19 protein-coding genes are annotated in these 24,705 nt (G+C 68.3%); 5 read left to right on the top strand and 14 right to left on the bottom strand.

Going from position 1 to position 24,705, the window contains the following annotated elements; all coding sequences use genetic code 11:
• Positions 1–146: 146 nt before the first annotated feature.
• Together F1193_RS14665 and F1193_RS14660 are read right to left on the bottom strand one after the other, a co-directional pair.
• Positions 147–1,817: a mucoidy inhibitor MuiA family protein gene (locus F1193_RS14665; RefSeq protein WP_150098548.1), complete on the bottom strand. Its 1,671-nt coding sequence runs from the start codon at positions 1,815–1,817 to the stop codon at positions 147–149.
• Between the two features lie 221 nt (positions 1,818–2,038).
• Positions 2,039–3,103: a Fic family protein gene (locus tag F1193_RS14660; RefSeq protein WP_150098547.1), complete on the bottom strand. Its 1,065-nt coding sequence runs from the start codon at positions 3,101–3,103 to the stop codon at positions 2,039–2,041.
• A 252-nt stretch (positions 3,104–3,355) separates the two neighbouring features.
• Here F1193_RS14660 and F1193_RS14655 point away from each other — a divergent pair, with 252 nt between their 5' ends.
• Complete coding sequence (locus tag F1193_RS14655) at positions 3,356–4,258, top strand: DMT family transporter (RefSeq protein WP_246164434.1); 903 nt, start codon at positions 3,356–3,358, stop codon at positions 4,256–4,258.
• A gap of 171 nt (positions 4,259–4,429) precedes the next feature.
• Here F1193_RS14655 and serA read toward each other — a convergent pair whose 3' ends face one another.
• From serA to glmM, 5 genes are all read right to left on the bottom strand, one after another.
• Positions 4,430–6,019, bottom strand: a complete 1,590-nt coding sequence (gene serA / locus F1193_RS14650; protein ID WP_150098545.1) for a phosphoglycerate dehydrogenase — start codon at positions 6,017–6,019, stop codon at positions 4,430–4,432.
• A 214-nt stretch (positions 6,020–6,233) separates the two neighbouring features.
• Positions 6,234–7,409: a phosphoserine transaminase gene (locus F1193_RS14645; RefSeq protein ID WP_150098544.1), complete on the bottom strand. Its 1,176-nt coding sequence runs from the start codon at positions 7,407–7,409 to the stop codon at positions 6,234–6,236.
• A gap of 223 nt (positions 7,410–7,632) precedes the next feature.
• Positions 7,633–8,349, bottom strand: coding sequence for an outer membrane protein (locus tag F1193_RS14640; RefSeq protein ID WP_150098543.1), 717 nt, complete (start codon positions 8,347–8,349; stop codon positions 7,633–7,635).
• 101 nt (positions 8,350–8,450) lie between these two features.
• Positions 8,451–9,257, bottom strand: a complete 807-nt coding sequence (locus F1193_RS14635) for an outer membrane protein (RefSeq protein WP_150098542.1) — start codon at positions 9,255–9,257, stop codon at positions 8,451–8,453.
• Between the two features lie 351 nt (positions 9,258–9,608).
• A complete protein-coding gene (gene glmM / locus F1193_RS14630) occupies positions 9,609–10,961 on the bottom strand; it encodes a phosphoglucosamine mutase (RefSeq protein WP_150098541.1) in 1,353 nt (450 codons plus the stop codon).
• Positions 10,962–11,417: 456 nt separating this feature from the next.
• Here glmM and F1193_RS14625 point away from each other — a divergent pair, with 456 nt between their 5' ends.
• A complete protein-coding gene (locus tag F1193_RS14625) occupies positions 11,418–13,382 on the top strand; it encodes an acetoacetate--CoA ligase (protein ID WP_150098540.1) in 1,965 nt (654 codons plus the stop codon).
• 215 nt (positions 13,383–13,597) lie between these two features.
• Here F1193_RS14625 and F1193_RS14620 read toward each other — a convergent pair whose 3' ends face one another.
• Entirely contained in the window at positions 13,598–14,035 is a 438-nt protein-coding gene (locus F1193_RS14620) for a hypothetical protein (RefSeq protein ID WP_150098539.1), read from the bottom strand.
• A gap of 438 nt (positions 14,036–14,473) precedes the next feature.
• Between F1193_RS14620 and F1193_RS14615 the strand changes: the two genes are divergently transcribed.
• The gene (locus F1193_RS14615) at positions 14,474–18,043 is read left to right on the top strand and encodes a PAS domain-containing hybrid sensor histidine kinase/response regulator (RefSeq protein ID WP_150098538.1); all 3,570 of its coding nucleotides are present in this window, start codon (positions 14,474–14,476) and stop codon (positions 18,041–18,043) included.
• 215 nt (positions 18,044–18,258) lie between these two features.
• On the top strand, positions 18,259–18,909 hold the full coding sequence (locus F1193_RS14610) for an SOUL family heme-binding protein (RefSeq protein ID WP_150098537.1): 651 nt from the start codon (positions 18,259–18,261) through the stop codon (positions 18,907–18,909).
• Positions 18,910–19,009: 100 nt separating this feature from the next.
• Here the strand turns inward: F1193_RS14610 and F1193_RS14605 are convergent, their stop codons facing one another.
• The 3 genes from F1193_RS14605 to F1193_RS14595 form a co-directional block, all read right to left on the bottom strand.
• On the bottom strand, positions 19,010–19,684 hold the full coding sequence (locus F1193_RS14605) for a response regulator transcription factor (RefSeq protein WP_246164433.1): 675 nt from the start codon (positions 19,682–19,684) through the stop codon (positions 19,010–19,012).
• Positions 19,685–20,138: 454 nt separating this feature from the next.
• On the bottom strand, positions 20,139–20,462 hold the full coding sequence (locus F1193_RS14600; protein ID WP_150098535.1) for a hypothetical protein: 324 nt from the start codon (positions 20,460–20,462) through the stop codon (positions 20,139–20,141).
• A 9-nt stretch (positions 20,463–20,471) separates the two neighbouring features.
• Positions 20,472–20,927 carry a secondary thiamine-phosphate synthase enzyme YjbQ gene (locus F1193_RS14595; protein ID WP_150098534.1) on the bottom strand — a complete coding sequence of 152 codons (456 nt, stop codon included), beginning with the start codon at positions 20,925–20,927 and terminating at the stop codon, positions 20,472–20,474.
• A gap of 186 nt (positions 20,928–21,113) precedes the next feature.
• Between F1193_RS14595 and F1193_RS14590 the strand changes: the two genes are divergently transcribed.
• Positions 21,114–22,076, top strand: a complete 963-nt coding sequence (locus F1193_RS14590; protein ID WP_150098533.1) for an alpha/beta hydrolase — start codon at positions 21,114–21,116, stop codon at positions 22,074–22,076.
• 103 nt (positions 22,077–22,179) lie between these two features.
• On the opposite strand, the gene F1193_RS14585 is transcribed toward F1193_RS14590, so the two are convergent.
• The 3 genes from F1193_RS14585 to F1193_RS14575 all read right to left on the bottom strand — a co-directional run bounded on the left by F1193_RS14585 (position 22,180) and on the right by F1193_RS14575 (position 24,228).
• Positions 22,180–22,782 (bottom strand): hypothetical protein, encoded by a 603-nt coding sequence (locus tag F1193_RS14585; protein ID WP_150098532.1) that lies wholly within the window; start codon positions 22,780–22,782, stop codon positions 22,180–22,182.
• 82 nt (positions 22,783–22,864) lie between these two features.
• On the bottom strand, positions 22,865–23,485 hold the full coding sequence (locus tag F1193_RS14580; protein WP_150098531.1) for a 2-hydroxychromene-2-carboxylate isomerase: 621 nt from the start codon (positions 23,483–23,485) through the stop codon (positions 22,865–22,867).
• Positions 23,486–23,601: 116 nt separating this feature from the next.
• Positions 23,602–24,228, bottom strand: a complete 627-nt coding sequence (locus F1193_RS14575; RefSeq protein ID WP_150098530.1) for a LexA family transcriptional regulator — start codon at positions 24,226–24,228, stop codon at positions 23,602–23,604.
• Positions 24,229–24,705: the final 477 nt, after the last annotated feature.

Genomic DNA, 24,705 nt, shown 5'->3' with positions numbered 1-24,705 from the left:
AAAGGTGGACGATCCCCGGCGCGTCCGTCGAGGCTCGTTTCCCGTACCGGATCGACTGTAGCGAAGCAAGGCGGCCGGCCGCCCTATCCCGGATGTTCTGCCGGTTCCGGCGGATCGCGCCGCGGTCCGCCGGAACCGATGTGCCGTCACCGCCGCGGCGTCGCCGTGATGACCTGCCGATCGGCCGGCCACTTGACCCGCCAGCCGAAGGTGATGGTGCGGCTCTCGCCCGGCGCGTAGTCGTAGCTCCAGGCGAGCACGCCGCGCCTGTCGCCGACGTCCCTCGCCGTCGGCGCCGTGCCGCCCGAGGCGAGCTCGACCTGGATGTCCTGGTCCTCGCTTTGCGGAATGCGGTCCTCGACGGTGATGCGCATCGGCACGTCGTGGGCGTTGCGCACGCTGATCTTCATCTCCTGCCGCTCGACCCGGCTCTGGCTGACGAGGCCGCTCTGGCTTTCGTCGCGGCGCAGCAGCGTGCGGGTGACCTTGGTGCGCTCGTCGGCGCCGAAGCCCAGGCTCACCGTCTCGCCCTGCGTCACCAGATCGAGCCGCCCGGTGCCGACCAGGATGCCGTCGCGATAGAGCGCGACGCGCCCCGGCAGCAGCGGCGCGTCCTCGGCGTGCTTGAAGCCGGCCTGCAGATAGGGGGTGGTGTCGATCGCCGCCGACACCTTGACCGACAGGTCCGGCGCCACCGTCGCGCTGGCCAGCCGCAACACGCGCCCGCCCTCGCCCGAGCCGACGCTCACCCGGCCCGGCAGCGTCCAAACCACTTGCAGCGCCCCCTCCGCGGCCTGCGCCTCGCGCTCGCTAACCGGCACCTCGTTGGCCGGCACCGGCGGCGGGGCCGCAGCCGGGGCGGCGCGCTCGGCGAGAGCGTCGCTCTGCTTGAGCATCGGCGCCCGGGCCGGTGCCGGCATCGGCCGCGGCGGCGGCAGGAAGCGCACGAACACCGGCTGGATCTCCGGCGCCTGGGTGCCGCCCGCCGTGCGCAGCGTCGAGACGCTGAGCGCCACGTCGGTCCAGTCCTCGCCGGTACGCTGGACGATCTCGGCGCGGCGGACCAGCTCGAGGCTCGGCGTGCCGCCCGGCTTGCCGGCCGTGAGGCGCGCATCATAGAGCGGCGTCCAGCGCGCGTTGCGCACGGAGTAGGTGACGGCGAGCGTGCCCTTGGCGGCGGCCTCGGCGGCGACGTCGATGCGCACCTGCACGCGGCTCACCGGCTTGGCGCGCAGATCCTGCTCGGCCTTGGCGATCGCCTCGTCGAGCGTGCGGGCGCGCTCGCGCACCTCGATCAGTGCCCGCCCGGCGGCCTCGATCTCGTCGGCAAGGCCGGAAAACGTCTGCCGCCACTCGGCGAACGGAATCTTCGTCTCCTTCTCGCCGGCGCCGAACGGCACGTCGCGGGCATAGCGTTCGGCGAAGCTCTTGCGGACCGCCAGCGCCTCGATCCGGCTCTGCACGCCCTCCCGCTCCAGCCGCAGCGCGTCGAGCTTCGCCTTCAGCGCGTCCGCGCCGGCCGGCTGCTCCTCGGCGTCGAGCGTCTTCGCCACCACGCCGAGCACCGACACCCCGCCGCCGACGCCCTCCACCCGCAGCGAGCGCGGGTCGAGCGCGGCCGGAAAGTCGCGGGCCACCAGCGTGGTCTCGCCGGGCGGCAGGTCGAAGGTGACGAGCCGCACCACGCTGGCGCCGTCGGGATAGACCGTCACCCGGTCGAGACGCGAGTGCACCTCGGCATCGCGGGCGGCGGCAGGCGGGGCGGCGGCAGGAAGGGCGGCGAGCAGCGCCGCCGAGACGAGCAGGAAACGGATCATCGTCGGGTGCCTGATGTGGAAAGCCGGGTGGATTGGCGAGTCAGCGTCCGGAAGCTCGGCCGGGACGCACAACTTGAACGGCCGATTGCGGTGGGCTTGCGGCGACGGGCGATGGCGGCGGTACCGTTGTCGTAGGCGAGCATGGGGGCGGTCGATCGACCGTGGACATCGAAGCTAACGGGGTAATGACCGTCAAGAAAGGGGTAATGAGGACGACCTTATTACCCTCTTTCGTCCTGTGTCCGCCGCCATCGCGCCCCGCGCCCGCGACCGACGACCTCAAGCCGGCCGGCTTCCTTTTCGTTCCGCAGGACGTGGCGCAGCATATCCCAACCGACAGTCGGACACCGTTGATGAAGCTCGGAGATCGAGAACGAACCGACACTTTGCTCGACAGCCTGCAGCACAAGCTGTGTCTTCATGCCGCGACCGCCACGAAGCTCACCAACACGTTCCGAAAACTCCTCGTAGGCAGCCTTTACAACGCTCAGGAAATACGAGACCCACGGCATAGGGTCATGCTGATGGTCATGCCATCCTTGAGACGACACGTAAAGCGTATCATAATAACTTGATTTTGTTCGTTCGATGAGTCGCTCAAGCGAGATATACCGCCCGACTTCATAATCTTCTCGATATAACAAAAGAACAGTAATAAGACGAACCATTCTTCCATTGCCATCCGCGAACGGATGTATACACAGAAAGTCAAGAATATACAATGCGATAATAATCAGCGCATCGACATCGGTCTCCCCCGCCTCCACAAACTGCCTGTACAGCAGGTCCATTGCTGCCGGCGTTTGCCAGGCCGGCGTCGGCGTGAATCTGACGAATATCGACCCGTCAGGACGCCGCTCCGTTATGAGGTTATCTGACCGCTTCCACTCACCACCCGTAGTTCCGCCGACAAATCGAAACAGATCGCGATGCATCTGGAGCATGACGTTCGGCGCAACATCCATGTGCTCGTAACGTTCATGGATAAGCTGCAGAACATTGCGGTATCCAGCGACCTCGCCTTCCGAGCGGTTTTCCGGGTGCGGTTCTTGGCCCTGCCTGACAATCTTCTCAAGAACCGTTCGCGGGAGAGTGACGCCCTCCAGTCGATTGGATGACTCTGTGCTCTCGATTATTGCAACCTGACGAAGGCTCTCGAGAACTTCTGGGGCACGTTCCTTGAAGAGATCCTGCTTTCCTTTTCCTTCGCCGATCTGACGCATTGCGGCCACCACATCGTGCGTAAGGTGCAGCCGCTCAAGGACTTCCGGAATCAACGACGCCATTTCGAAAACTCCGGTTGGATTGCCGGTTCACGCCAGCCGTCCTCCGGATACCAAATCCGCCTTGCAGAGAAAACCGGGCTGTCGTGCAAGTTGTTCGAGGAACACATTTCCGACAGGCGCTTGTTCACGGCGGGTCTCTTTTGTACGCAGGCCCTTCCGCACCGGTGTGCCGCCCGGATGCGCCCCGCCGCCTGCCGGAGCCCCCGACGTGAAGTCCCCCAGTTCGACGTCCCCCAGCTTGAAGTTCCCCAAGTGCTGAAACGTGTCGGGACGTGGGTCCACGATAACCCCTATCTCCTGCTCGTCCTGACCTCGATGATGTGGGCCGGCAACGGCGTCGCCGCGCGCATCGCGGTCGGCCACATCTCGCCGATGGCGCTCACCTCGCTGCGCTGGGTGGTCACCTGCCTCGCCATGGCGGTGTTCGCCTGGCGGCCGGTGGTGGAGGCCTGGCCGCGGCTTCGCCCGCGCCTTCCCTATCTGCTGGTGATGGGCACCATCGGCTTCACCGGCTTCAACGTGCCGTTCTATTGGGGCGCCCACCACACCACCGCGGTCAACCTCACCATCATCCAGGGCGCCATTCCGGTGTTCGTGATGCTGGGGGCGCTCGCCCTCTACGGCACGCCGGTCGGCGCCATGCAGGCGCTGGGCATGGCGGTGACGCTGGTCGGCGTCGCGGTGCTGGCGTCGCAGGGCGACCTCGCCAACCTGCTCGGGCTGGAGCTCAATGTCGGCGACCTCGGCATGATCGTCGCCTGCCTGCTCTATGCCGGCTACACGATCGGCCTGCGCAACCGGCCGAACGTGTCGGGGCTGGCGCTGCTCGGCGCCTTCGCGCTGGTCGCGGCGCTGACCTCCGCGCCGCTGCTGGCGATCGAGGTGGCGCGCGGCGAGGTGCTGTGGCCCGATGCCACCGGCCTGTTGTGCATCCTCTATGTCGGGCTGCTGCCTTCGCTCACCGCGCAGATGCTGTTCATGCGCGCGGTCGAACTGATCGGGCCGGGACGCGCCTCGCTGTTCGTCAATCTGGTGCCGGTGTTCGGCGCGCTGTTCGCGGTGGCGATCCTGGCCGAGCCGTTCGGCATCTACCACGCCGCGGCGCTGGCGCTGGTCTTGGGCGGCATCGCGCTGGCGGAAACCCGGCGGCGCTGAGGCCGTCTCGGCAAACGTGCGGGCAGCAGACACAGGTCCGCCGCCCGCCTCGCGATCACGGATTATCCGGCCTTGCATGCCGGAAACGGTTTCGCCGAAAATCCCTTGTTCGATAAGGGGATTTTCGGCGATCGGAATACGGTTCTCCGGCCTTGCAGGCCGGAAACCGCATCAGAACCTCAGCCGGCGCGCCCGCTTGACGTGCGGGATCTTCTCGATGGCGCGCAGCAGGTCGTCGGAGACCGCCTCGTCGACGGCGACGAGGCAGATGGCGTTGCCGCCCGCCTCGTCGCGGCCGAGATTGAAGGTTGCGACATTGACGCCGGCTTCGCCCAAGAGCGTGCCGAACCGGCCGATGAAGCCCGGCTTGTCGTCGTTGCGGATGTAGATCATGTTCGGCGCGAACTCGGCGTCCATGTCGATCCAGCGGATCTCGACCATGCGCGGCTTGCCGTCCTGCAGCACGGTGCCGGCGGCGTGGCGCGGCATGTCCTCGGCCTCGACCACGATGCGGATCAGGCTCTCGTAATCGCCCTCGTGCGAGCTCTTCACCTCCTCGATGGTGATGCCCTTCTCCTTGGCGATGGCCGCCGCATTGACCATGTTGATCTCGGGCATGAACGGCCGCAGCACGCCGGCGATGGCGGCGGCGTTGATGGCGCGGGTGTTGAGCTTGCCCACCTCGCCTTCATATTCGATGCGGATGCCCTTGATCGCCGCCTCGGTGAGCTGGCCGAGGAAAGAGCCGAGCTTCTCGGCCAGCGTCACGAACGGCTTGATGCGGGGCGCTTCTTCCGCCGAGATCGACGGGAAGTTCACCGCGTTGGTGATGGCGCCCTGCAGCAGATAGTCGCTCATTTGCTCGGCCACCTGCAGCGCCACGTTCTCCTGGGCCTCGGTGGTGGAGGCGCCAAGGTGCGGCGTGCACACCACGTTGGGCAGCCCGAACAGCGGGTTGGCGGTGGCCGGCTCCTCGACGAACACGTCGAAGGCAGCGCCCGCGACATGGCCGGACTTGATGGCATCGGCCAGCGCCACCTCGTCGACCAGGCCGCCGCGGGCGCAGTTGATGATGCGCACGCCCTTCTTGCACTTGGCGATGGCCGAGGCGTCGAGGATGTTGCGGGTCTTGTCGGTGAGCGGGGTGTGCAGCGTGATGAAGTCGGCGCGGCGCAGCAGGTCCTCAAGCTCGACCTTGTGGACGCCCAGCGCCACCGCGCGCTCGTCCGACAGATAGGGGTCGAAGGCCAGCACGCGCATCTTCAGGCCGATGGCGCGGTCGGCGACGATCGAGCCGATATTGCCGCAGCCGATGATGCCGAGCGTCTTGGCGGTCAGCTCGACGCCCATGAACTTGTTCTTCTCCCACTTGCCGGCCTGGGTGGAGCGGTCGGCCTCGGGGATCTGGCGGGCCATCGCCATCATCATGGCGATGGCGTGCTCGGCGGTGGTGATCGAGTTGCCGAACGGCGTGTTCATCACGATCACGCCGCGCGAGGTGGCGGCGGGAATCTCGACATTGTCGACGCCGATGCCGGCGCGGCCGACCACCTTGAGGCGGGTGGCGTTCTCCAGGATCTTCGCCGTCACCTTGGTGGCGGAGCGGATGGCCAGGCCATCATAGTTGCCGATGATCTCGGCGAGCTTGTCCTTGTCCTTGCCCAGCGCCGGCTGGAAATCGACCTCGATGCCGCGATCCTTGAAGATCTGGACGGCGGCCTCCGACAGGGCGTCGGAAATCAGCACTTTGGGTGTGGTCATGGCGGTGTCTCGATAATGTCTGCCGCGTGGATCGATCGCGCCGGCGCCCCCGCGGGCGGGGAGAGGCCGGCGCGCCGCGGGCGCGGCGGGTGAAGGGCGGGGATGGGACTGTCGAGGGTGAGGGGGCCTTCCCTCACCCGGCCGTTGGCGGCTGGCCCCGTCGATCGCGGGGCAGGCTCGCGCTCTGCCGCCGGCAGAGGCCGAGCGGAGGGGATCAGACCCCCGGGTCGAGCTGGGCCTTGGCGTTCTCGAACGCCCAGTCGAGCCAGTCGGTGAGCGCCGCGACGTCGGCGGTCTCGACCGTGGCGCCGCACCAGATGCGCAGGCCCGCAGGAGCATCGCGGTAGGCGCCGATGTCGAGCGCCACCTTCTCCTTCTCCAGCGCCGAGACCAGCGCCTTGGCGAAGGCCGCCTGCTGCTCGTTCGACAGCGCCGCGACGGTGGAATCGACCACCTTGAGGCACACCGAGGTGTTGGAGCGGACCGCCGGATCGCCGGCCAGGAAATCGACCCACTCGGTCTTCGCCACCCAGTCGGCGATCGCCTTGGTGTTGGCGTCGGCGCGCGCGATCAGGCCCTTCAGGCCGCCGACCGACTTGGCCCATTCCAGCGCGTCGAGATAGTCCTCGACCGCCAGCATCGACGGGGTGTTGATGGTCTCGCCCTCGAAGATGCCCTCGATCAGCTTGCCGCCCGAGGTGAGGCGGAAAATCTTCGGCAGCGGCCAGGGCGGCGAATAGCTGGTGAGGCGCTCGACCGCGCGCGGCGACAGGATCAGCATGCCGTGGGCCGCCTCGCCGCCCAGCACCTTCTGCCAGGAGAAGGTGACGACGTCGAGCTTGTCCCAGGCGAGATCCTGGGCGAACGCCGCCGAGGTGGCGTCGCAGATGGTCAGGCCCTCGCGCTCCGCGGCGATCCAGTCGCCATTGGGCACGCGCACGCCCGACGTAGTGCCGTTCCAGGTGAAGACGACGTCATTGGTCTTGGTGTCGACCTTGGCGAGATCGACGATCTGCCCGTAGCCGGCCTTGAGGACGGTCGCGTCCTTCAGCTCGAGCTGCTTGAGGACGTCGGTGACCCAGCCTTCGCCGAAGGATTCCCAGGCCAGCATGGTGACCGGGCGGGCGCCGAGCAGCGACCACAGCGCCATCTCGACCGCGCCGGTGTCGGAGGCCGGCACGATGCCGATGCGATAGTCGGCGGGAACCCCCAGCACCTCGCGCGTCAGGTCGATCGCGCGCTTGAGCTTGGTCTTGCCGACCTTCGCACGGTGCGAGCGGCCCAGCGCCGCGTCTTTCAGGGCTTCGAGGGACCAGCCGGGGCGCTTGGCGCAGGGGCCGGAGGAGAAATGCGGAACAGCCGGCCGCACGCCGGGCATCGTCGTCGTCATGGTATCCATCCTCTCAGATGGGCGCCTCTCGTTGGGGAGAGGTGTCCCGCCGGGGGAGCTACGCCAAGACGATGCCGCGGTCAAGTTGCGGCTTGCGGATTCGCCGCCAAATACGCTGCCCGAACACGCCGCCCGAACCCGCCGCCAAAACAGACCGGGCGCGACCGAAGCCGCGCCCGTCCTTGCTGGCAGACGATGCCTGCCGATCCGCAGGCTGTGTCGCTCAGTCGATCATGTAGCGCACGCCGGCCCGCAGCTCGTGGGCCGTGACATTGTCGAGCCGGATCTTCGACGTGCTGGTCAAGTCATCGAGGCCGAAGCCCGATTCCGGCTTGCCGAGATCGACATAACGGTAGCCGATGTCGATCAGGGCATGCGGCGACACCTGCACCGCGAAGCCGGCCATCACCGCCCAGGCGAAGTCCCAGTTGCTGCCGTCGGCGAAGAGATTGACGTCATTCACGCGCCACCCGCTGGTGCCGTGATAGGCGCCGCCGAGGCCACCGCCGATATAGGGCGTGATGCCGGACCAGGTGCCGAGGTCGACATAGCCATTGACCAGCACCGACCAGTTGGTCTCCTCGCCGGTATAGGCGTTGCCCTCCCACGTCCCGGAGAACTGGCTGTGGAAGCGGTAGTCGGCGGTGACGTCGGCGCGGAACCAGCCGAACCGGTAGCCCATCCCGGCGCCGGCAAACCACGAATCCTCGAGATTGGCGCCGGTGAAAGCGGCGTCAGGCTCGCCGTAGGTGATGTAATCGGCCGACACGCCGGAATAGCCGCTCCAGCCGATGTCGCCGCGCAGATACCAGCCCGAGCCGTATTCCTCGATCACCGGCGGCATCGGCGGGCGGGCGATGCCGAGATCGGCGGCGCGGGCTTCGCCGTGGCCGAAGAGGCCCGCGGCAAGGGCGAGAGTGAGCAGGGACGCGCGCTTCATGGCAAGCTCCGAAGCACAGGGACGGGGCGCCGGCTGCGGCGCCGCCCCAGGTCTGAGGATAGATATCCGAGGATCGGGATCTGAGGGTCGGCAGCTGAGGATCAGTATTTGCGGACGACCGGCACCTCGGTGCCGCCAATCGCCCAGCGCACGGCGAACTTCACGTCGTGCGAGGTGATGTCGTTGAACTCGGTCGGGTTGTACCAGTCGTTGGTGCCGTCATAACCGATGACGTCACCGGTCTTGCCGTCGCCGAGGCTGAGATAGCGGTAGGCGAGTTCCACCGTGAAGCCCGGCGTGACGTGGTAGGCGAGGCCGGCGTGGAGCGCCCAGGCGAAGTTCCACTGCGAATGGCTGGCCCCGTAGCCGCCGCCGATGGCACCGGCGCTGAAGTCGTTGTAGTTGCCGATGTTCACCTGGGCGAAGCCGAGGCCGGCGCCGACGAACGGCGTGATGTTCCACCAGGTGCCGAGATCGAGATAGGCGTTGGCGAGGAACAGCCACTCGGATTTTGTGGCGTAGTAATCATTCGTCACAAGTCTATTGATAAGCGGGTCATCGTTGAAATATCTATCCAGCGCGTGGAAATTTGTCGTTCCACGGTATTCCCCAGTAATATCCGCGCGCACCCAGCCGTTGAACTGGTAGCCGATGCCCAGGCCGAACAGCCAGCCGGCGTCGAAGGTGCCTTCGTCGAGCACCGCGAACTGGGGCGCGTCGTCCATCAGGATGTTGTGCAGATGGCCGAGCTGCTGGTTGGTCATGCCGATGTCGCCGCGCAGGTACCAACCGCCGAAATCCTCGATAATCGGCGCCTTTTCCAGCAGCGCCGGCATGTCCGCAGCCTGGGCCACCACCGGTGCCAACGCCAGGACACCGGCGAGCACGACAACATTCGAGCTGTTCATCTCGCATCCCTCCACATGGCAGGGCAACGGAATCAGCCGGCCCACACCGGTTTACGCACGAGACGCAGAATTGCAGCCAAACGTTAAAGCCCACTTAACCTTAATTCTTAACCACGAAAATTTACTTGCGAAAGCCGGCCCTGATCTATCAATTTCTTCCTTTGGTTTATTATGCAGGAATTTACAATCAATGGCTGCGCGCCGCCCGCAAGCCGTACCCCAAACACCAAGCGGTGCTTCCAATGCGAAGCCGTACCCCGAATGCGAAGCGCCCGGTCCGACACCGCCGGACCGGGCGCTCAAGAACTGGAAATGATGAAACCGCCTGCCCGCAGGCCGGCGGCCCCGGCCTCAGGCCGCCAGCGCCACCTTGCTCAGCGCGTCGATGACCTCGTCGACCACCGCCTCGACCAGATCGCGGTCGTCGCCCTCGGCCATCACCCGGATCACCGGCTCGGTTCCCGAGGGGCGGATCACCAGCCGCCCGGCATTGCCGAGGCGGGCCTTGGCGTCCTCGATCGCCGTCGCGACCAGCCCGCTCTCCAGCGGGTTGCCGTTGGTGTAGCGCACGTTCTTGAGGATCTGCGGCAGCGGATCGAACTTGTGGCAGATCTCCGAGACCCGCTTGCCCGAGCGCACCACCACGTCGAGAAGCTGCAGCGCGGCGAGAAGCCCGTCGCCGGTGGTGGCGTGGTCGGCCAGGATGATGTGGCCGGACTGCTCGCCGCCGAGATTGTAGCCGTGCTCGCGCATGCATTCGAGCACGTAGCGGTCGCCGACCGCGGTGCGCTCCAGGCCGAGGCCGATCCCCTTGAGGTAGCGCTCCAGCCCGAGATTGGACATCACGGTGGCGACGATGCCGGGCCGGGCGAGGCGGCCGTCGTGCTGCCAGCTCTCGGCGATCACCGCCATCAGCTGGTCTCCGTCGACCGTATGGCCCTTCTCGTCGACGATGATGACGCGGTCGGCGTCGCCGTCCAGCGCGATGCCGATGTCGGCGCGCATCTCGCGCACCTTGTGGCACAGCGCGTCCGGCTCGGTCGAGCCGCAGTCGCGGTTGATGTTGAAGCCGTTCGGCTCGTCGCCGATGCGGATGACCTCGGCGCCGAGCTCCCACAGCGCGTCGCCCGCCACCTTGTAGGCGGCGCCGTTGGCGGTATCGACGACGATGCGCAGGCCGTTGAGTTCGAGATTGCGCGGCAGCGTGCGCTTGGCGAATTCGACATAGCGCGCCTGCACGCCCTCGATGCGGGTGGCGCGGCCGAGGTCGGCGGACTTGGCGAGGCGCTTCTTCATGTCGGAATCGAGCAGCACCTCGATCTCGCACTCGACCTCGTCGGACAGCTTGTAGCCGTCGGGTCCGAACAGCTTGATGCCGTTGTCGTCGTAAGGGTTATGCGAGGCGGAGATCATCACCCCGAGGTCGCAGCGCATCGAGCGCGTCAGCATGGCCACTGCCGGCGTCGGCATCGGCCCGACCAGGAACACGTCGAGCCCGACCGACAGGAAGCCCGCGGTCATCGCCTGCTCGATCATGTAGCCCGACAGGCGGGTGTCCTTGCCGATCAGCACCCGGTGGCGGTGGTCGCCGCGCCGGAACATGAGGCCCGCCGCCATGCCGACGCGCAAGGCGAGGTCCGCCGTCAGCGTGCCGTTGTTCGCCTTGCCCCTGATGCCGTCCGTGCCGAAGTACCTGCGCGCCATGCCAACCAACCCTTGATTGCCGGCGCACCCGATCGAGTCGCCGGAACAGCGACGTCATCCTACGCGGCAAAGGTGAATGTCAGGTCAAAAATAGTTACAGAACGTGTCAGGCGTACGGCTGTCGCGCCCGCCCGCCGCGGCGCACGGACTGCCGCCCGTCTCCGAAGTTGGGAATGCGGGCGGCTCGCGATCGCCAAGCCGGCCGTGGCGGCCGGGAGGCCGTCCGGGGCCGGCCGGCACGGGTTCGGGCGGCCCCGTCGCGGCGGCCGGCCGCGCACCCGGCGAAAATCCTTGTCCGGAAACGGAATTCCTCGACGAACGGCGGAGAGGACTGCGCCGCCCGCGGGCCGAATTTCGTATGACTCGGTCGGCGGGGTCCGGTAGATTTGCCGTGGACCGTTGCATCGGGAACATCTCAACCAAAACCCGAACGGCGACCATCCCAGGGAGGAAGACATGTCTCATCCGGGTGCACAAACCCCGCTGTGGCGGCCTGCCCCCGAGCGGGTGGCCTCAGGCAACCTCGCCGAGTTCATGCGCGCCGCCGAGCGGCGGGCCGGACGGCGGCTGACGTCCTATGCCGAGCTGCACGCCTGGTCGATCGAGGAGCGCGAAGCCTTCTGGGATCTGATCTGGGACTATTGCGGCGTGATCGGCGAGCGGGGCGAGCGCATTCTGATCGACGACACCATGCCCGGCGCCCGCTTCTTCCCCGATGCGCGGATCAATTTCGCCGAGAACCTGCTGCGCCGCAATGACGGCACCACCGCGATGGTGTTCCGCGGCGAGGACAAGCTGGAGCGGCGCCTGAGCTGGGCGGAGCTGAACGCGCTGGTGTCGCGGCTGCAGCAGGCGCTGGCGGCGGCCGGCGTCGGCGTCGGCGACCGCGTCGCGGCGATGCTGCCCAACATGCCCGAGGCGGTGGCGCTGATGCTGGCCACCGCTTCGCTCGGCGCGGTGTTCTCCTCCTGCTCGCCCGACTTCGGCGAGCGCGGCGTGCTCGACCGCTTCGGCCAGATCGAGCCCAAGGTATTCGTCTCGGCCGACGGCTACTGGTATGCTGGCAAGCGCATCCAGATCGGCGACAAGCTCGCCGCCATCGCCGCCGAGCTTCCCAGCGTCGAGCGCGTGGTGATCGTCCCCTATCTCGGCGAGGCCGGCGCGGTCGCCGCCCGCCTGCCCAAGGGCGTGCCGCTCGCCGGCTTCCTCGCCCCCTTCGAGGCGCAGCCCGTCACCTATGTGCGGCTGCCCTTCGCGACGCCGCTCTACATCCTCTATTCCTCCGGCACCACCGGCGTGCCGAAGTGCATCGTCCACGGCGCCGGCGGAACGCTGCTGCAGCACCTGAAGGAGCACCGGCTGCACTGCGACGTCAGGCCCGGCGACCGGGTGTTCTACTTCACCACGCTGGGCTGGATGATGTGGAACTGGCTGGCCTCGGCGCTGGCCAGCGAGGCGACCATCATCCTGTTCGACGGCTCGCCCTTCTCGCCGACCCAGACCGTGCTCTACGACTACGCCCAGTTCGAGCGGGTGACGCTGTTCGGCACCTCGGCGAAATACATCGACGCCTGCAAGAAGGCGGGGCTCGACCCGGCCTCCACCCACAACCTCTCCGCCCTGCGGCTGGTCACCTCGACCGGCTCGCCCTTGGCGCCGGAGAGCTTCGACTACGTCTACGACCACATCAAGAAGGACGTTCACCTCGCCTCGATCTCCGGCGGCACCGACATCGTCTCCTGCTTCGTGCTCGGCGATCCCACCTCGCCGGTCTATCGCAGCGAGATCCAGGCGGCGGGGCTCGGCATGGCGGTCGACGTGTGGAGCGAGGACGGCCGTCCGGTGCGGGGCGAGCGCGGCGAGCTGGTCTGCACCAAGGCCTTCCCCTCGATGCCGGTGAAGTTCTGGAACGACCCGGACGGCACCAAGTACCGCGCCGCCTATTTCGACCGTTTCCCCGGCGTATGGTGCCACGGCGACTTCGCCGAATGGACCGCCAATGGCGGCATGGTCATCCACGGCCGCTCCGACGCCACGCTCAATCCCGGCGGCGTGCGCATCGGCACAGCCGAGATCTATGCCCAGGTGGAGCAGATCCCCGAGGTGATCGAGGCGATCGCCATCGGCCAGAACTGGGACCACGACGTGCGCGTGGTGCTGTTCGTGCGGCTGAAGGAGGGCGCCGAGCTCGACGAAGGGCTGATCAAGCGGATCAAGGACAGGATCCGCACCGGCGCCTCGCCGCGCCACGTGCCGGCCAAGATCCTCCGCGTCGCCGACATTCCGCGCACCCGCTCCGGCAAGATCACCGAACTGGCGGTGCGCGACATCGTCCACGGCCGCCCGGTGAAGAACACCGAGGCATTGGCCAATCCGGAGGCGCTGGAGCTGTTCGAGGGCCTGAACGAGCTGCAGACGTGACCCGGTTCCGGCCGCGTCTCGCCCCGTGCGGGTGAGGGAGAGATGCATCTTCGTCGCCGCGGCGCCAAGCCCGGCCGCGTGTCGTAATGGCCGGGCGTCGTCCCGGCCATCCACGTCTTTGTCTTGCGGCGATTTAGGGATCTTGGGCGGTTAAGCTTTCGCAGCGGCTCCGGCGCGCATCCGCCAGAACCGGCCGGCAGACCGCGCTGCCCGGATCAGTTGGAGGCCTGATTGAGCGCGGTGCGGCGCGGCGCGGCGGCGAAGCCCGGACGGCCGCCGCGGGTGAAATCGCACCACATGCCGGGAACGCCGGCCAGCGTGCCGCGGAAGGTGCGGGCGCTGGTCTTGATCACGTCGAAGCACGGCTCGAACGCCAGCCCCTTGACCGCCGCGCACACCGCGTCCCCGCGCACCCGCAGCGTGTCGCGCGGCAGCGTCACGGAGCGCTCGGGCGCGCTGCCCTGCAGCCGGATGCGGCCGGACACCGATCCGTCTCCCAGGACCTTGCCCTGGCCGGCGGTGCCGTCGAAGCAGACGAAGGCGAAATGCCGGCCCACCACGAACTTGCGGGCCTGCTGGGCGTTCAGGTTCTCAGCCAAAGCCGGGGTCGCGGCAATGACGAGAGCAGCAGCGATGGCCGTGCGCAGCGACATGAGTCCCCCCTCGCCAGTTGATTCCAGTCAGACCACAGCAAAACCGCCGGTGCAAGGCCCGGGCCGTCCGCGCCAGCCCGGCCAGGTTGTGGCCGCAAGGTGCAACAGCTTGGAAAACAAGCCGTTAACGTCGTTGTGTCGATTCGGTCACACTCGTTCATCCTGATGTCACCTTGCCCGCTGTCGCCGGTGGCGGGCTCCCGACCCTGCGGCAGCCCTGAGCGCCCCTTGCAGCACCCGTCTTGCGGCACCGTCTTGCGCCCCCTTGCAGCACCCAGGCCAAGGCCGCAGGCTGGACAGGGTGCCGGTGGCGTGATGACCTGACCGCGACCGGTTGGACGCGATCGGCTGGACGACCGACCTGGGCGAGGGCGTCCGGCACGCGGGCGTTCCGGGCCGGCCCGGAACGCCCGGCCGTCATGGGATGCGGGAGAAGCGATGTTGCAGGGCTGGGTCGTCGTCACGCTGGCGCTGGCCTATATCGGCCTGCTGTTCCTGGTCGCGAGCCTGGGCGACCGGCTGCGTCTGCGCGGCGTCGAGCGGCGCACCCGGCGCTTCATCTATCCGCTGTCGCTCGCCGTCTATTGCACGAGCTGGACGTTCTTCGGCTCGGTGGGCCTCGCCTCGCACACCGGGTTCGACTTCCTGGCCATCTATATCGGCCCGATCATCCTGATCGGCGTCGCCTGGCCGCTGCTGATCCGGATCGTGCGGCTGGCCAAGGCGCAGAACATCACCTCGATCGCCGACTTCATCGCCGCCCGCTATGGCAAGAACCAGGCGGTGGCGGCGCTGGTGACGGTGATCGCGGTGGTGGGCGCGGTGCCCTATATCGCGCTCCAGCTCAAGGCGGTGTCCGCCTCGCTCACCACCATGCTGAGCCACCTCGGCATCCACATTCCGGTCACCTCGACAAGCTGGCTCGGCGACCTGTCGCTGTTCGTGGCGATGTCGATGGCGATGTTCGCCATCCTGTTCGGCACCCGCCACACCGACGCCACCGAGCATCAGGAAGGCCTGATGCTGGCGATCGCCGCCGAGTCGGTGGTCAAGCTCGTCGCCTTCCTGGTGGTCGGCGTGTTCGTGGTGTTCGTGATGTTCGACGGACCGAGCGATCTGTTCGGCCAGGCGACCCGCCACCCCGACCTGATGGCGCCCCTGCGCAAGGAGGATTTCGGCGCCCCCTGGGTGACCATGACGCTGCTGTCGTTCTTCGCCATCCTGCTGCTGCCGCGCCAGTTCCACGTGGCGGTGGTGGAGAACAACAACGAGGACGAGATCCGCCGGGCGGCCTGGCTGTTTCCGCTCTATCTGCTGCTGATCAACCTGTTCGTGGTGCCGGTGGCGATCGCCGGGTTGATCACCTTCCCGGCGGGCTCGGTCGACGGCGACATGTACGTGCTGGCGCTGCCGCTGTCGGCCGGCTCGGACACGGTGGCGCTGGTCGCCTTCGTCGGCGGCCTGTCGGCGGCCACCGCCATGGTGATCGTCGAGTGCGTGGCGATCTCCATCATGGTCTCCAACGGGCTGGTGATGCCGCTGATCCTGCACCGCCGGTTCAGCGCCGAGGCCGCGGCGAAGGCGCCTCTGGACGCGCCCTCGGCCAGGCCCGCGCGCGCGGGCGACATGACCTTGCTGGTGCTGGCGACGCGACGCATGGCCATCGTGGCGATCGTCGCCCTCGCCTATCTCTATTACCGCAACGCCGGCACCGGCCAGCTCGCCCAGATCGGCCTTCTGTCCTTCGCCGCCGTGGCGCAGTTCGCGCCGGCCTTCTTCGGCGGGCTGTTCTGGCGCGGCGCCAATGCGCGGGGCGCCATCGCCGGCCTGGTCGTCGGCACGCTGGTGTGGGCCTACACGCTGCTGCTGCCGAGCTTCGCCGACGCCGGCCACCTCGACCCGTCGATCCTGACCGAAGGGCCCTTCGGCCTGTTCTTCCTCAAGCCGCAGGGGCTGTTCGGCCTTGATCTCGATCCGCTCACCCATGGCGTGCTGTGGTCGCTCGGCGCCAATATCGCCTGTTTTATCTGCACCTCGCTGACCCGCCCGGCATTGCCGATCGAGCAGTTGCAGGCCAATATCTTCGTCGACACCGAAACCGTCGCCATGAGCCACAGCTTCCGCCTGTGGCGCACCTCGCTCACCGTCGGGGAACTGATCGCCACGGTCGCCCGCTATCTCGGCGAGGAGCGCGCGAGGCGCGCGTTCGAAAGCTTCGCCGACGCGCGGCGCGTCCTGCTCGATCCCGACCGCGAGGCCGACATCCACCTGCTGCGCCATGCCGAGTTCCTGCTGTCGTCGGCGATCGGCGCCGCCTCATCGAGGCTTGTTCTGTCGCTGTTGCTGCGCAAGCGCACGGTGTCGACCAAGGCCGCGCTCAAGCTGCTCGACGACGCCTCGGCCGCCTTCCACTACAACCGCGAGATCCTGCAGACCGCGCTCGACCACGTCCGCCAGGGCATTGCGGTGTTCGACAAGGATCTGCGGCTGATCTGCTGGAACCGCCGCTTCGGCGAGATGCTCGACATTCCGCCCGACATGGTGCGCCTCGGCGTCGGCCTCGACGAATTGGTGCGCGTCACCGCCGCCACCGGCGGTCTCGGCCAGGGCGAGATCGAGGAGATCGTCAACGACCGCACCGAACGCTACGCCGTGCGGCTGGAGACCGTGCAGGAACGCCTGCCGGCCTCCGGCACCGTCATCGAGGTGCGCGCCAACCGCATGCCCGACGGCGGCACGGTGATGACGCTGACCGACATCACCGACAGCGTGACGGCGGCCGAGACGCTGGAGCGTGCCAACGAGACGCTGGAGCGGCGGGTGCGCGAGCGCACCGAGGAGCTGACCCGGCTCAATATCGAGCTCAAGCGGGCCAAGGCGGTGGCCGAGGAGGCCAACGTCTCCAAGACGCGCTTTCTCGCCGCCGCCAGCCACGACGTGCTGCAGCCGCTCAACGCCGCCCGCCTCTACACCGCCGCGCTGGTCGAGCGCGCCGACGGCGCGAGCGAGAACGCCCGCCTTACCCGCAATGTCGACGCCTCGCTTGAGGCGGTCGAGGAGATCCTCGGCGCGCTTCTGGAGATCTCGCGGCTCGACACCGGCGCGCTCAAGGCCGAGATTTCCGTGTTCCGGATCAGCGACGTGCTGGCGCAGCTCGAGACCGAGTTCGCGCCGATGGCGGCCGAGAAGGATCTCAAGCTCACCTTCGTGCGCTCCTCGATCGCCGTGCGCTCTGACCGGCGGCTGCTGCGCCGGCTGGTGCAGAACCTCGTCTCCAACGCCATCAAATACACCCCGCACGGCCGCGTGCTGGTCGGCGTGCGCCGGCGCGGCGGGCGCGCCCAGATCGAGGTGCACGACACCGGCCTCGGCATTCCGGCCGCCCAGCAGAAGCTGATCTTCAAGGAGTTCCAGCGCCTGGAGCCCGGCGCGCGGGCGGCGCGCGGCCTGGGGCTCGGGCTGTCGATCGTCGAGCGCTTGGCGGCCGTGCTGCAGCACCGCATCCACCTGCGCTCGGCCGCGGGCGAGGGCTCGACCTTCACCGTGGAACTGCCGCGGGTGGCGTCGCTGCCGGACCTGGCGCTGGCCTCGCCGCAGATCGCCGCGCCCACCCAGGCGCCGCTCGCCGGCATGTCGGTGCTGGCGCTCGACAACGAGCCGGCCATCCTCGACGGCATGGCGGCGCTGCTGTCCAACTGGGGCTGCCAGGTGGCCACCGCCACCTCGCTGGAAATGGCCCGCACGGCGCTGCGCGAGGCCATGCCCACGCCCGACGTGCTGCTGGTCGACTACCATCTCGACCAGGGCAACGGCCTCGATGCGGTGGTGGTGCTGCGCTGGCGGCTGGGCGCCGAGACCCCGGCGGTGCTGATCACCGCCGACCGCTCGCCGGCACTGCGCGAAGAGGCGCGCGAGAAGAACGTCCAGCTTCTCAACAAGCCGGTGAATCCGGCAGCGCTCAGGGCGCTGCTGGCGCGCTGGCGCATGGCGCGCAGGGCGGCGGAGTAGAGCAGTCTCCGCAACGGCGGGAACCGGCCTTGCGAGAGAGACTGCGACGGCTCATGCGGTTTCCGAGACCGCGACGCGGTCTCCCGGCGTCCCGCTCATCACACGCCCGTTACCCGGCAGCATGATCCGCGCTGGTTGTGGCACGTATCTCTTTTAGAACACATGCGGCGCGCGTCGTGCGCGGGACCGCTTTTTCCCAATTTGGAGTGCGCGCGATGCTGCAGAACGTCGCCTATTATTCCGCGCTGGTGCTGGAGACCGTGGCCGGCACCTTCGGCGTCCGCCTCTATGAGGAGCCGGCCTACCAGGTGGTCGGCCACGTCGGCGAGGACATCGAGATCCGCCGCTATGCCCCGCGGCTGGCCGCCGAGGTCGAGTATCCGAAAGGCGGCCGGCGCGACGGCGGCGACGCCTTCATGCTGCTGTTCAACTACATCGCCGGCGCCAACCAGGGCGCGCCGGGCGCCAACAAGATCGCCATGACCGTGCCGGTGGAGATGCGCGCGTCCGACAAGGCCGCCGCCTCCGAAAAGATCGCCATGACCGCGCCGGTGGAGATGGCCGACAGCGGCGATGGCGGGCGGATCCGCTTCTTCCTGCCGGCGAGCCTCACCGCGGAGACCGCGCCGCGGCCCGCCGACGCCCGGGTGAAACTGGTCACCGTGCCGGCGGAGACGATCGCCGTGCAGCGGTTCTCGGGTGTGGGCTGGGAGATGGCGGAACGCCAGGCGGAGCTCGTGCGCAAGCTCGCCGGAACGAACTGGCAGCCGGCGGCCAAGCCCTTCGCGCTCTACTATGACGGACCGTTCACGCTGCCGTTCCTGCGCCGCAACGAGGCGGCAGTCGCGGTGAGCACGCGGAACTGAGGGAGCGGCGATACGCAGGCTCCGGCTGACCGGCCGGAGCCCGTATCGTCGAGATGGTGGCGCGCCGCGGATTACGCGGCACGCAGGAGCGGGAACACCGTCAGTTGGGCGCGCCCTGCACCGCCCAGCTCACCAGCTCGATCTTGGAGGCGGCGATCACCGCCTGGGTGCGGCTCTCCACTCCGAGCTTTTGCAGGATGGCCGAGACGTGGGCCTTGACCGTCGCCTCGGACACCGACAGCTCGTGGGCGATCTGCTTGTTGAGCAGCCCTTCGGACAGCATCATCAGCACGCGCATCTGCTGCGGCGTCAGCGACGACAGCCTGGCCACCAGCTCGCTGGTCTCCGGGTCGGTGCCGGTCGCCAGGTCGACGTCGGGCGGAATCCAGGCGCCCCCTTCCAGCACCGTGCGGATGGCGGTGCGCATGCTCTCCACCGCCAGCGTCTTGGGAATGAAGCCGGAGGCGCCGAACTCGACGCAGCGGCGGATGACCGCCGCGTCCTCATTGGCCGAGACCACCACCACCGGGATGGAGGGATACTGGCCGCGCAGATACATCAGCCCCGAAAATCCGCGCGCGCCCGGCATGGTCAGGTCGAGCAGCACGAGATCGACGCCGCTGTCGCGCTCGATCAGCGCCTGCAGCTCGTCGAACGTGCCGGCCTCGACCACCACCGCCTGCGGAAACAGCTTGCCCAAAGCCTCCCGCAGCGCACCTCTGAACAGCGGGTGATCATCTGCGATGACGACCCGATAACCGCTCGTATCCTCCACGCATTCCCCCGCTGGCCGACGACGCCCGCCTGTTGCCCGGACGTTGACGCGGCAATTCACGACATCCGGCGCCTGCAGCCGGAATTTCGTCTTCCGGTCGCCGAAGAGCCCGCTCCCGAAGAAAGACGTTCGGCACGTCTGTTTCCGCGGCTCACGACCTGATCGCCCGAAAATCATTTATATTGTCAACCCGCAGACCTGCGAGTGCAAGGTGGCTTGAAACCGCTGGCACGCTTCAGCACAAGTCCGTTTCGCAACCGGTCCGCGGGCAACCGTATCGTATGGTTTCCGGATGATCCCTTCGGGATCCCGGAACCCTTCTCGCCGAAAAATCCTTGATCGCGAGAAGATATTTCGGCGACCGGCATACGGTTTTCCGGCCCTAGGCCGAAAACCGTATCAGGCGGCAACTGTCGGTCGTGGCGCCTTCTGCAGGCGAGCCGGGCGAGCGCCCTCAGCCGCCCGCGCGAAGCCGGCGCAGGGCCGGCGCCAGATCGGGCAGGCGGCGCGCCAGCCAGACCGCCGTCACCACATTGCCCAGCACGAAGAGCGCGGCGATCCAGACCAGCGCCCGTCGCCCCTCGACCAGCCCGATCACCGTGGCGGCGGCCAGGAAGCCGAGCGACAGGTCGGTCAGCGTCACCACGCCCCAGGGGTCATCGATCATCCGCAGGAAGCTCGCGCCGATCGAGGCTTGCGTGCTGGCCCAGACGATCAGGCCAACGAGCGCCGCGGCGGCGAGCATGAACAGGACACGGACGAGGTTGAGAGGCGTCATGGATAGATACTAGGCGCCCATGGCCTGCAGCACCACCTCGCGCCGGTGCGCCCGCGCGCGATGCTCGACGACATAGACGCCCTGCCAGGTGCCGAGCGCGAGCCGGCCGCCCAGGATCGGGATGCCGAGCGAGCTGCCGGTGAGCATGGCCTTGATGTGCGCCGGCATGTCGTCCGGGCCTTCGCTGCGATGGATCCAGCCGGCGTTCTCCGGCGCCAGCCGGTCGAGCGCGGTGACGAGATCGGTGCGCACGTCCGGATCGGCGTTCTCCTGGATGGCGAGCGAGGCCGAGGTGTGCCGGCAGAACACGGTCAGAAGCCCCTCGCCGAGCCCGGCATCGGCGACGAAGGCGGCAGCCTCGCCGGTGATCTCCACCAGCCCGCGGCCGCGGGTTGCGACCTCCAGCGTGGCCGAGGCCCAGCGCGCGACGGCGCCGGCCGCAAGCGGGCCGCGACGGACGAGCATGCGCATCCTCCCTGCTGATGTCCACCGGCGCGCGCACCGCGGGCGCGAAACCGCGTGCCGCTCTCCCCGTCAGGTTATAGACTTTGCGCGCCGGACCGACAGCGGCGTGCGCCGCCGTCCTCGATCGAGATCCCCGCCGCCGAGACATCGCCCGCCGAGCCCCCGCCAGCCGAGACCCCGCCCATCATGTCCGCACTCATCTTCCCCGATGCCTCCGTGTTCACCGATGCGGCGATCAGCCTCGACACCCGCGCCCTCAACACCTCGATCGTCGACAAGCTGACCAGCCTGCCCGACCCCTGGACGTTTCCGCCGGCGGTGATCCGCGAGCGGCGGGCGCGCGGCCTCGGCCCTTTCCCGCTGGCGCCCAAGAGTCCGCGCGCCGAGACCATCACCATCAAGGGGCCGGGCGGCAATGTCGGGCTGCGGATGATCGCCCCGCGCGGCCAGCCGCGCGGCATCTATCTGCACATCCATGGCGGCGGCTGGACGCTCGGCGGCGCCGACCAGCAGGATCCGCAACTCGAACGCATTGCCGACTATGCCGGCTTCGTCTGCCTGTCGGTGGATTACCGGCTGGCACCCGAGCATCCCCATCCGGCCGGCCCCGACGATTGCGAGGCGGCTGCTTTGTGGCTGGTGCGCGACGGCATCCGGCGGTTCGGCACCAACCGCCTCGCCATCGGCGGCGAATCGGCGGGCGCCCACCTGTCGGTGGTCACCATGTGCCGGCTGCGCGACCGGCACGGCCTGCGCCCGTTCCGCGGCGCCAATCTGGTGGCCGGCTGCTACGATCTGGCGCTGACGCCGAGCGCCGCCAATTGGGGCAGCGAGAAGCTGGTGCTCAACACCCGCGACATCCGCATGTTCGTGCGCTGCTTCCTGGCCAATGGCGGCGGCCTGCTCGACCCCGACATCTCGCCGCTCCGCGCCAACCTCGCCGGCCTGCCGCCGGCGCTGTTCACGGTCGGCACCCGCGACCCGCTGATCGACGACACGCTGTTCCTGGCCGCCCACTGGGCGGCGGCCGGCCACCGCGCCGAGCTCGCCGTCTATCCCGGCGGCTGCCACGCCTTCACCTATTTCGCCAGCGACATGACCGAGGACAGCCTGGCGCGCAGCGAATCCTTCCTGGCCGGGCTGGGATGAGCGGGCGGCCGATCCGGTTCCAATGACGTCGCTTGATCTGCCCCCCTCACCCGCCGCTTTGCGGCGGGTGAGGGCACTCCAGGCAAACCCCGCAGCAATCGCGTCAAATCTTGTCCGGCGCCGACTGGGGCTGCGACGGGGCCGGCGGCGGGGCATCGGGCCGCAGCGTCTCCACCATCGACATGAACCGCCGGAACAGCCGCTCGACGAAGCTCATCACCCGGTCGACCTCGGCGTCGCTCGGCAGGTCGCGGCCCAGCCCCTGGCCGGGGGGCGGCTGTGGTGGGCGCTGGGCGTTGGGCAGCTCGCCCGGCGGCACCGGCGGCGGGCCGACCCGGCTCTGCTCGATCTGGCGCTCCAGGTTCGCCACCCGGGCGGCGAGGCGCTCGTTCTCGGTGGCAAGGCGGGTGATCTCGGCCTGCAGCGCCGCCCGGTCGTCGGCCACCGCCTCGCAGGTCCAGCCGGCGGCGCGACGCGCGCAATGGGAGACGGCGCCGCTGCGGGTGTCGAGCCGCATCACCCCGCCAGCGACCGGCGCGAAGCTGAAGCGGCCCGGCTCGTTGGTCCCCGGCGGCTGCTCGGCCGGCGCCACGATCTGCGGCACGCTTTGCGGCGCCTGCGCCGCGGCCGGCGCCAGACCGAGGACCGCCAGTCCGGCGAACGGCAGGCCCAGTGCCGCCATGCGAATCGAAAGACGCCCCGTCATCGCGCTTCCTCCCTCTTTCCTCGTATTATGGGGCGCGCGTGATGGCAGCAGTAGGGTGGCCGATGGTCAGACGGGTCGGCGGTCAGGCGGGCGCGAACGGCCGGCGGCCGGCGGCCAGCGCGTCGGCCAGCAGGTCGAGCCGGTCCTGCCCCCAGAACACCTCGCCACCCCGCACATAAGAGGGCGAGCCGAACACATCGAGGTCGAGCGCCCGGCGGCCGTTCTCGGCATAGGCGGCGTTCACCGCCTCGGTTTGGGCCTCTTCGACGAGCGCCGCGCCATCGAGGCCGAACTTGCGGGCGATCGCCTCCAGCGTCGCGGGATCGGCAAGGTTCTCCTCGCGCGCCCACACGCCCTCGAACAGCCGCTGCACCAGCGCGCCGGTGTCGGCATCGGCGGCGTCCGCCGCGATGACGAGGCGGTCGGCCAACCCGACGTCGAACGGCCAATGCGTCGGCTGGAGATTGAGCGGCACGCCGCGCTTCAGCCGCCAGCGCTGCAGCTCGACCAGCCGGTAGCGCTGGCGCACCGGGTGGCGCTTGGCCAGCGGCAGCCCGCCCGTCGCCTCGAACACCGGGCCGAGGTGGACCGGCCGGTACACCAGCCGCACGCGGTAGCGGTCGGCAATGTCGAGCAGGTGGCCATGGCCGAGATAGGCCCAGGGCGAGACGAGCGAAAAGAAATATTCGACGGTGTCGGGCATGGTGCGGTCCGGGACACGGAGACGGAAAGGCGGGCGGCGCCAGTCTAGATCATTCTCGCGCGCGGCGCCGATCCGGGGTCTACGGACCTTCGCGAATCACGCCCCGCGGGTCGCCGTCACTGGCTGGCCCACAGGATGCGGGCGATCCAGGCGACGTCCTCGCGGCTGTAGCCGAGATCGGCGTGCTCGGGATTGAGCGACTTCAGCTCCAGGGTCTTGGCGGACAGGCGCTTGAGCTCCTTGGCCATCACCTCGCCGTTCTTGAGCCGGACCACCACCCGGTCGCCCCGGCGCACCGGCGAGTTGGGCGAGACGATCACCACGCAGCCGTCGCGGTAGGCCGGCGCCATGGAATCGCCGGTGATCTCCAGCGCATAGGCGTTCTCGTCGCCGATCGCCGGAAACTCCACCGCGTCCCAGCCGGCACCCACCGGAAACCCGGCATCGTCGAAAATGCCGCCCTCGCCGGCCTGGGCCAGACCGATCAGCGGCACGGTGCGCCGCGTCGTCGAGATGCCCGACAGCAGCGACATGAAGGCATCGACGCTCTCGCCGGTTGCCGACAGGATCTTGGCGATCGACTCGGTCGAAGGCCAGCGCGGCCGCCCGTCCGAGGTGATGCGCTTGGACCGGTTGAACGTCGTGGGATCGAGGCCGGCCCGCTTGGCCAAGCCCGAGGTCGACAGGCCATGCCGCTCGGCGAGCTTGTCGATTGCGGCCCAGATCTCCCCATGGGTCAGCACGGCTTCCTCCGCAACGGCTTCTTGGCTTTCTTTCCAGTATAAGGACTTCCGTCTTAATGTCCACGTTCCGGACGCGCGCAATGGGATTGTTGCCCTTTGAAAGTCCTTTTCATATTATGAAAGACATCGCGGCATCTTCGAAATCGCGGCCACAACCCAGGGAAATCCACAGCCCCGCCGCCGCAGCCAGACCGGGTCTGCGACCGCTCGGGCCGCCGGACGGGGCGCGGGACTCCGCCAAGCCGCCTGCCTTGCCCGCGCGAATTGCCTTGGAGCGTCATCCGTTCCGGCCGCGCCGGATCGCGCGCTCCAAGTTTCTGAGAACCCGCATTCTCTTGCGCAAAACCGGTTCCCACTTTTGCGGAGAATGCTCTCGCGTGCGCCGATCCGGTTGAACCGGGCGGACGCTCCAAGTTCTTGGTTTGTCGCATTCTCTTGCGCAAAACCGGTTCCCACTTTTGCGGAGAATGCTCTCGC

The sequence above is a fragment of the Blastochloris sulfoviridis genome, assembly GCF_008630065.1.
GTDB classification, from domain to species: Bacteria; Pseudomonadota; Alphaproteobacteria; order Rhizobiales; family Xanthobacteraceae; genus Blastochloris; species Blastochloris sulfoviridis.
The sequence above is the reverse complement of the archived record's forward strand: the minus strand, read 5'-3'. Positions and strand labels throughout refer to the sequence as shown.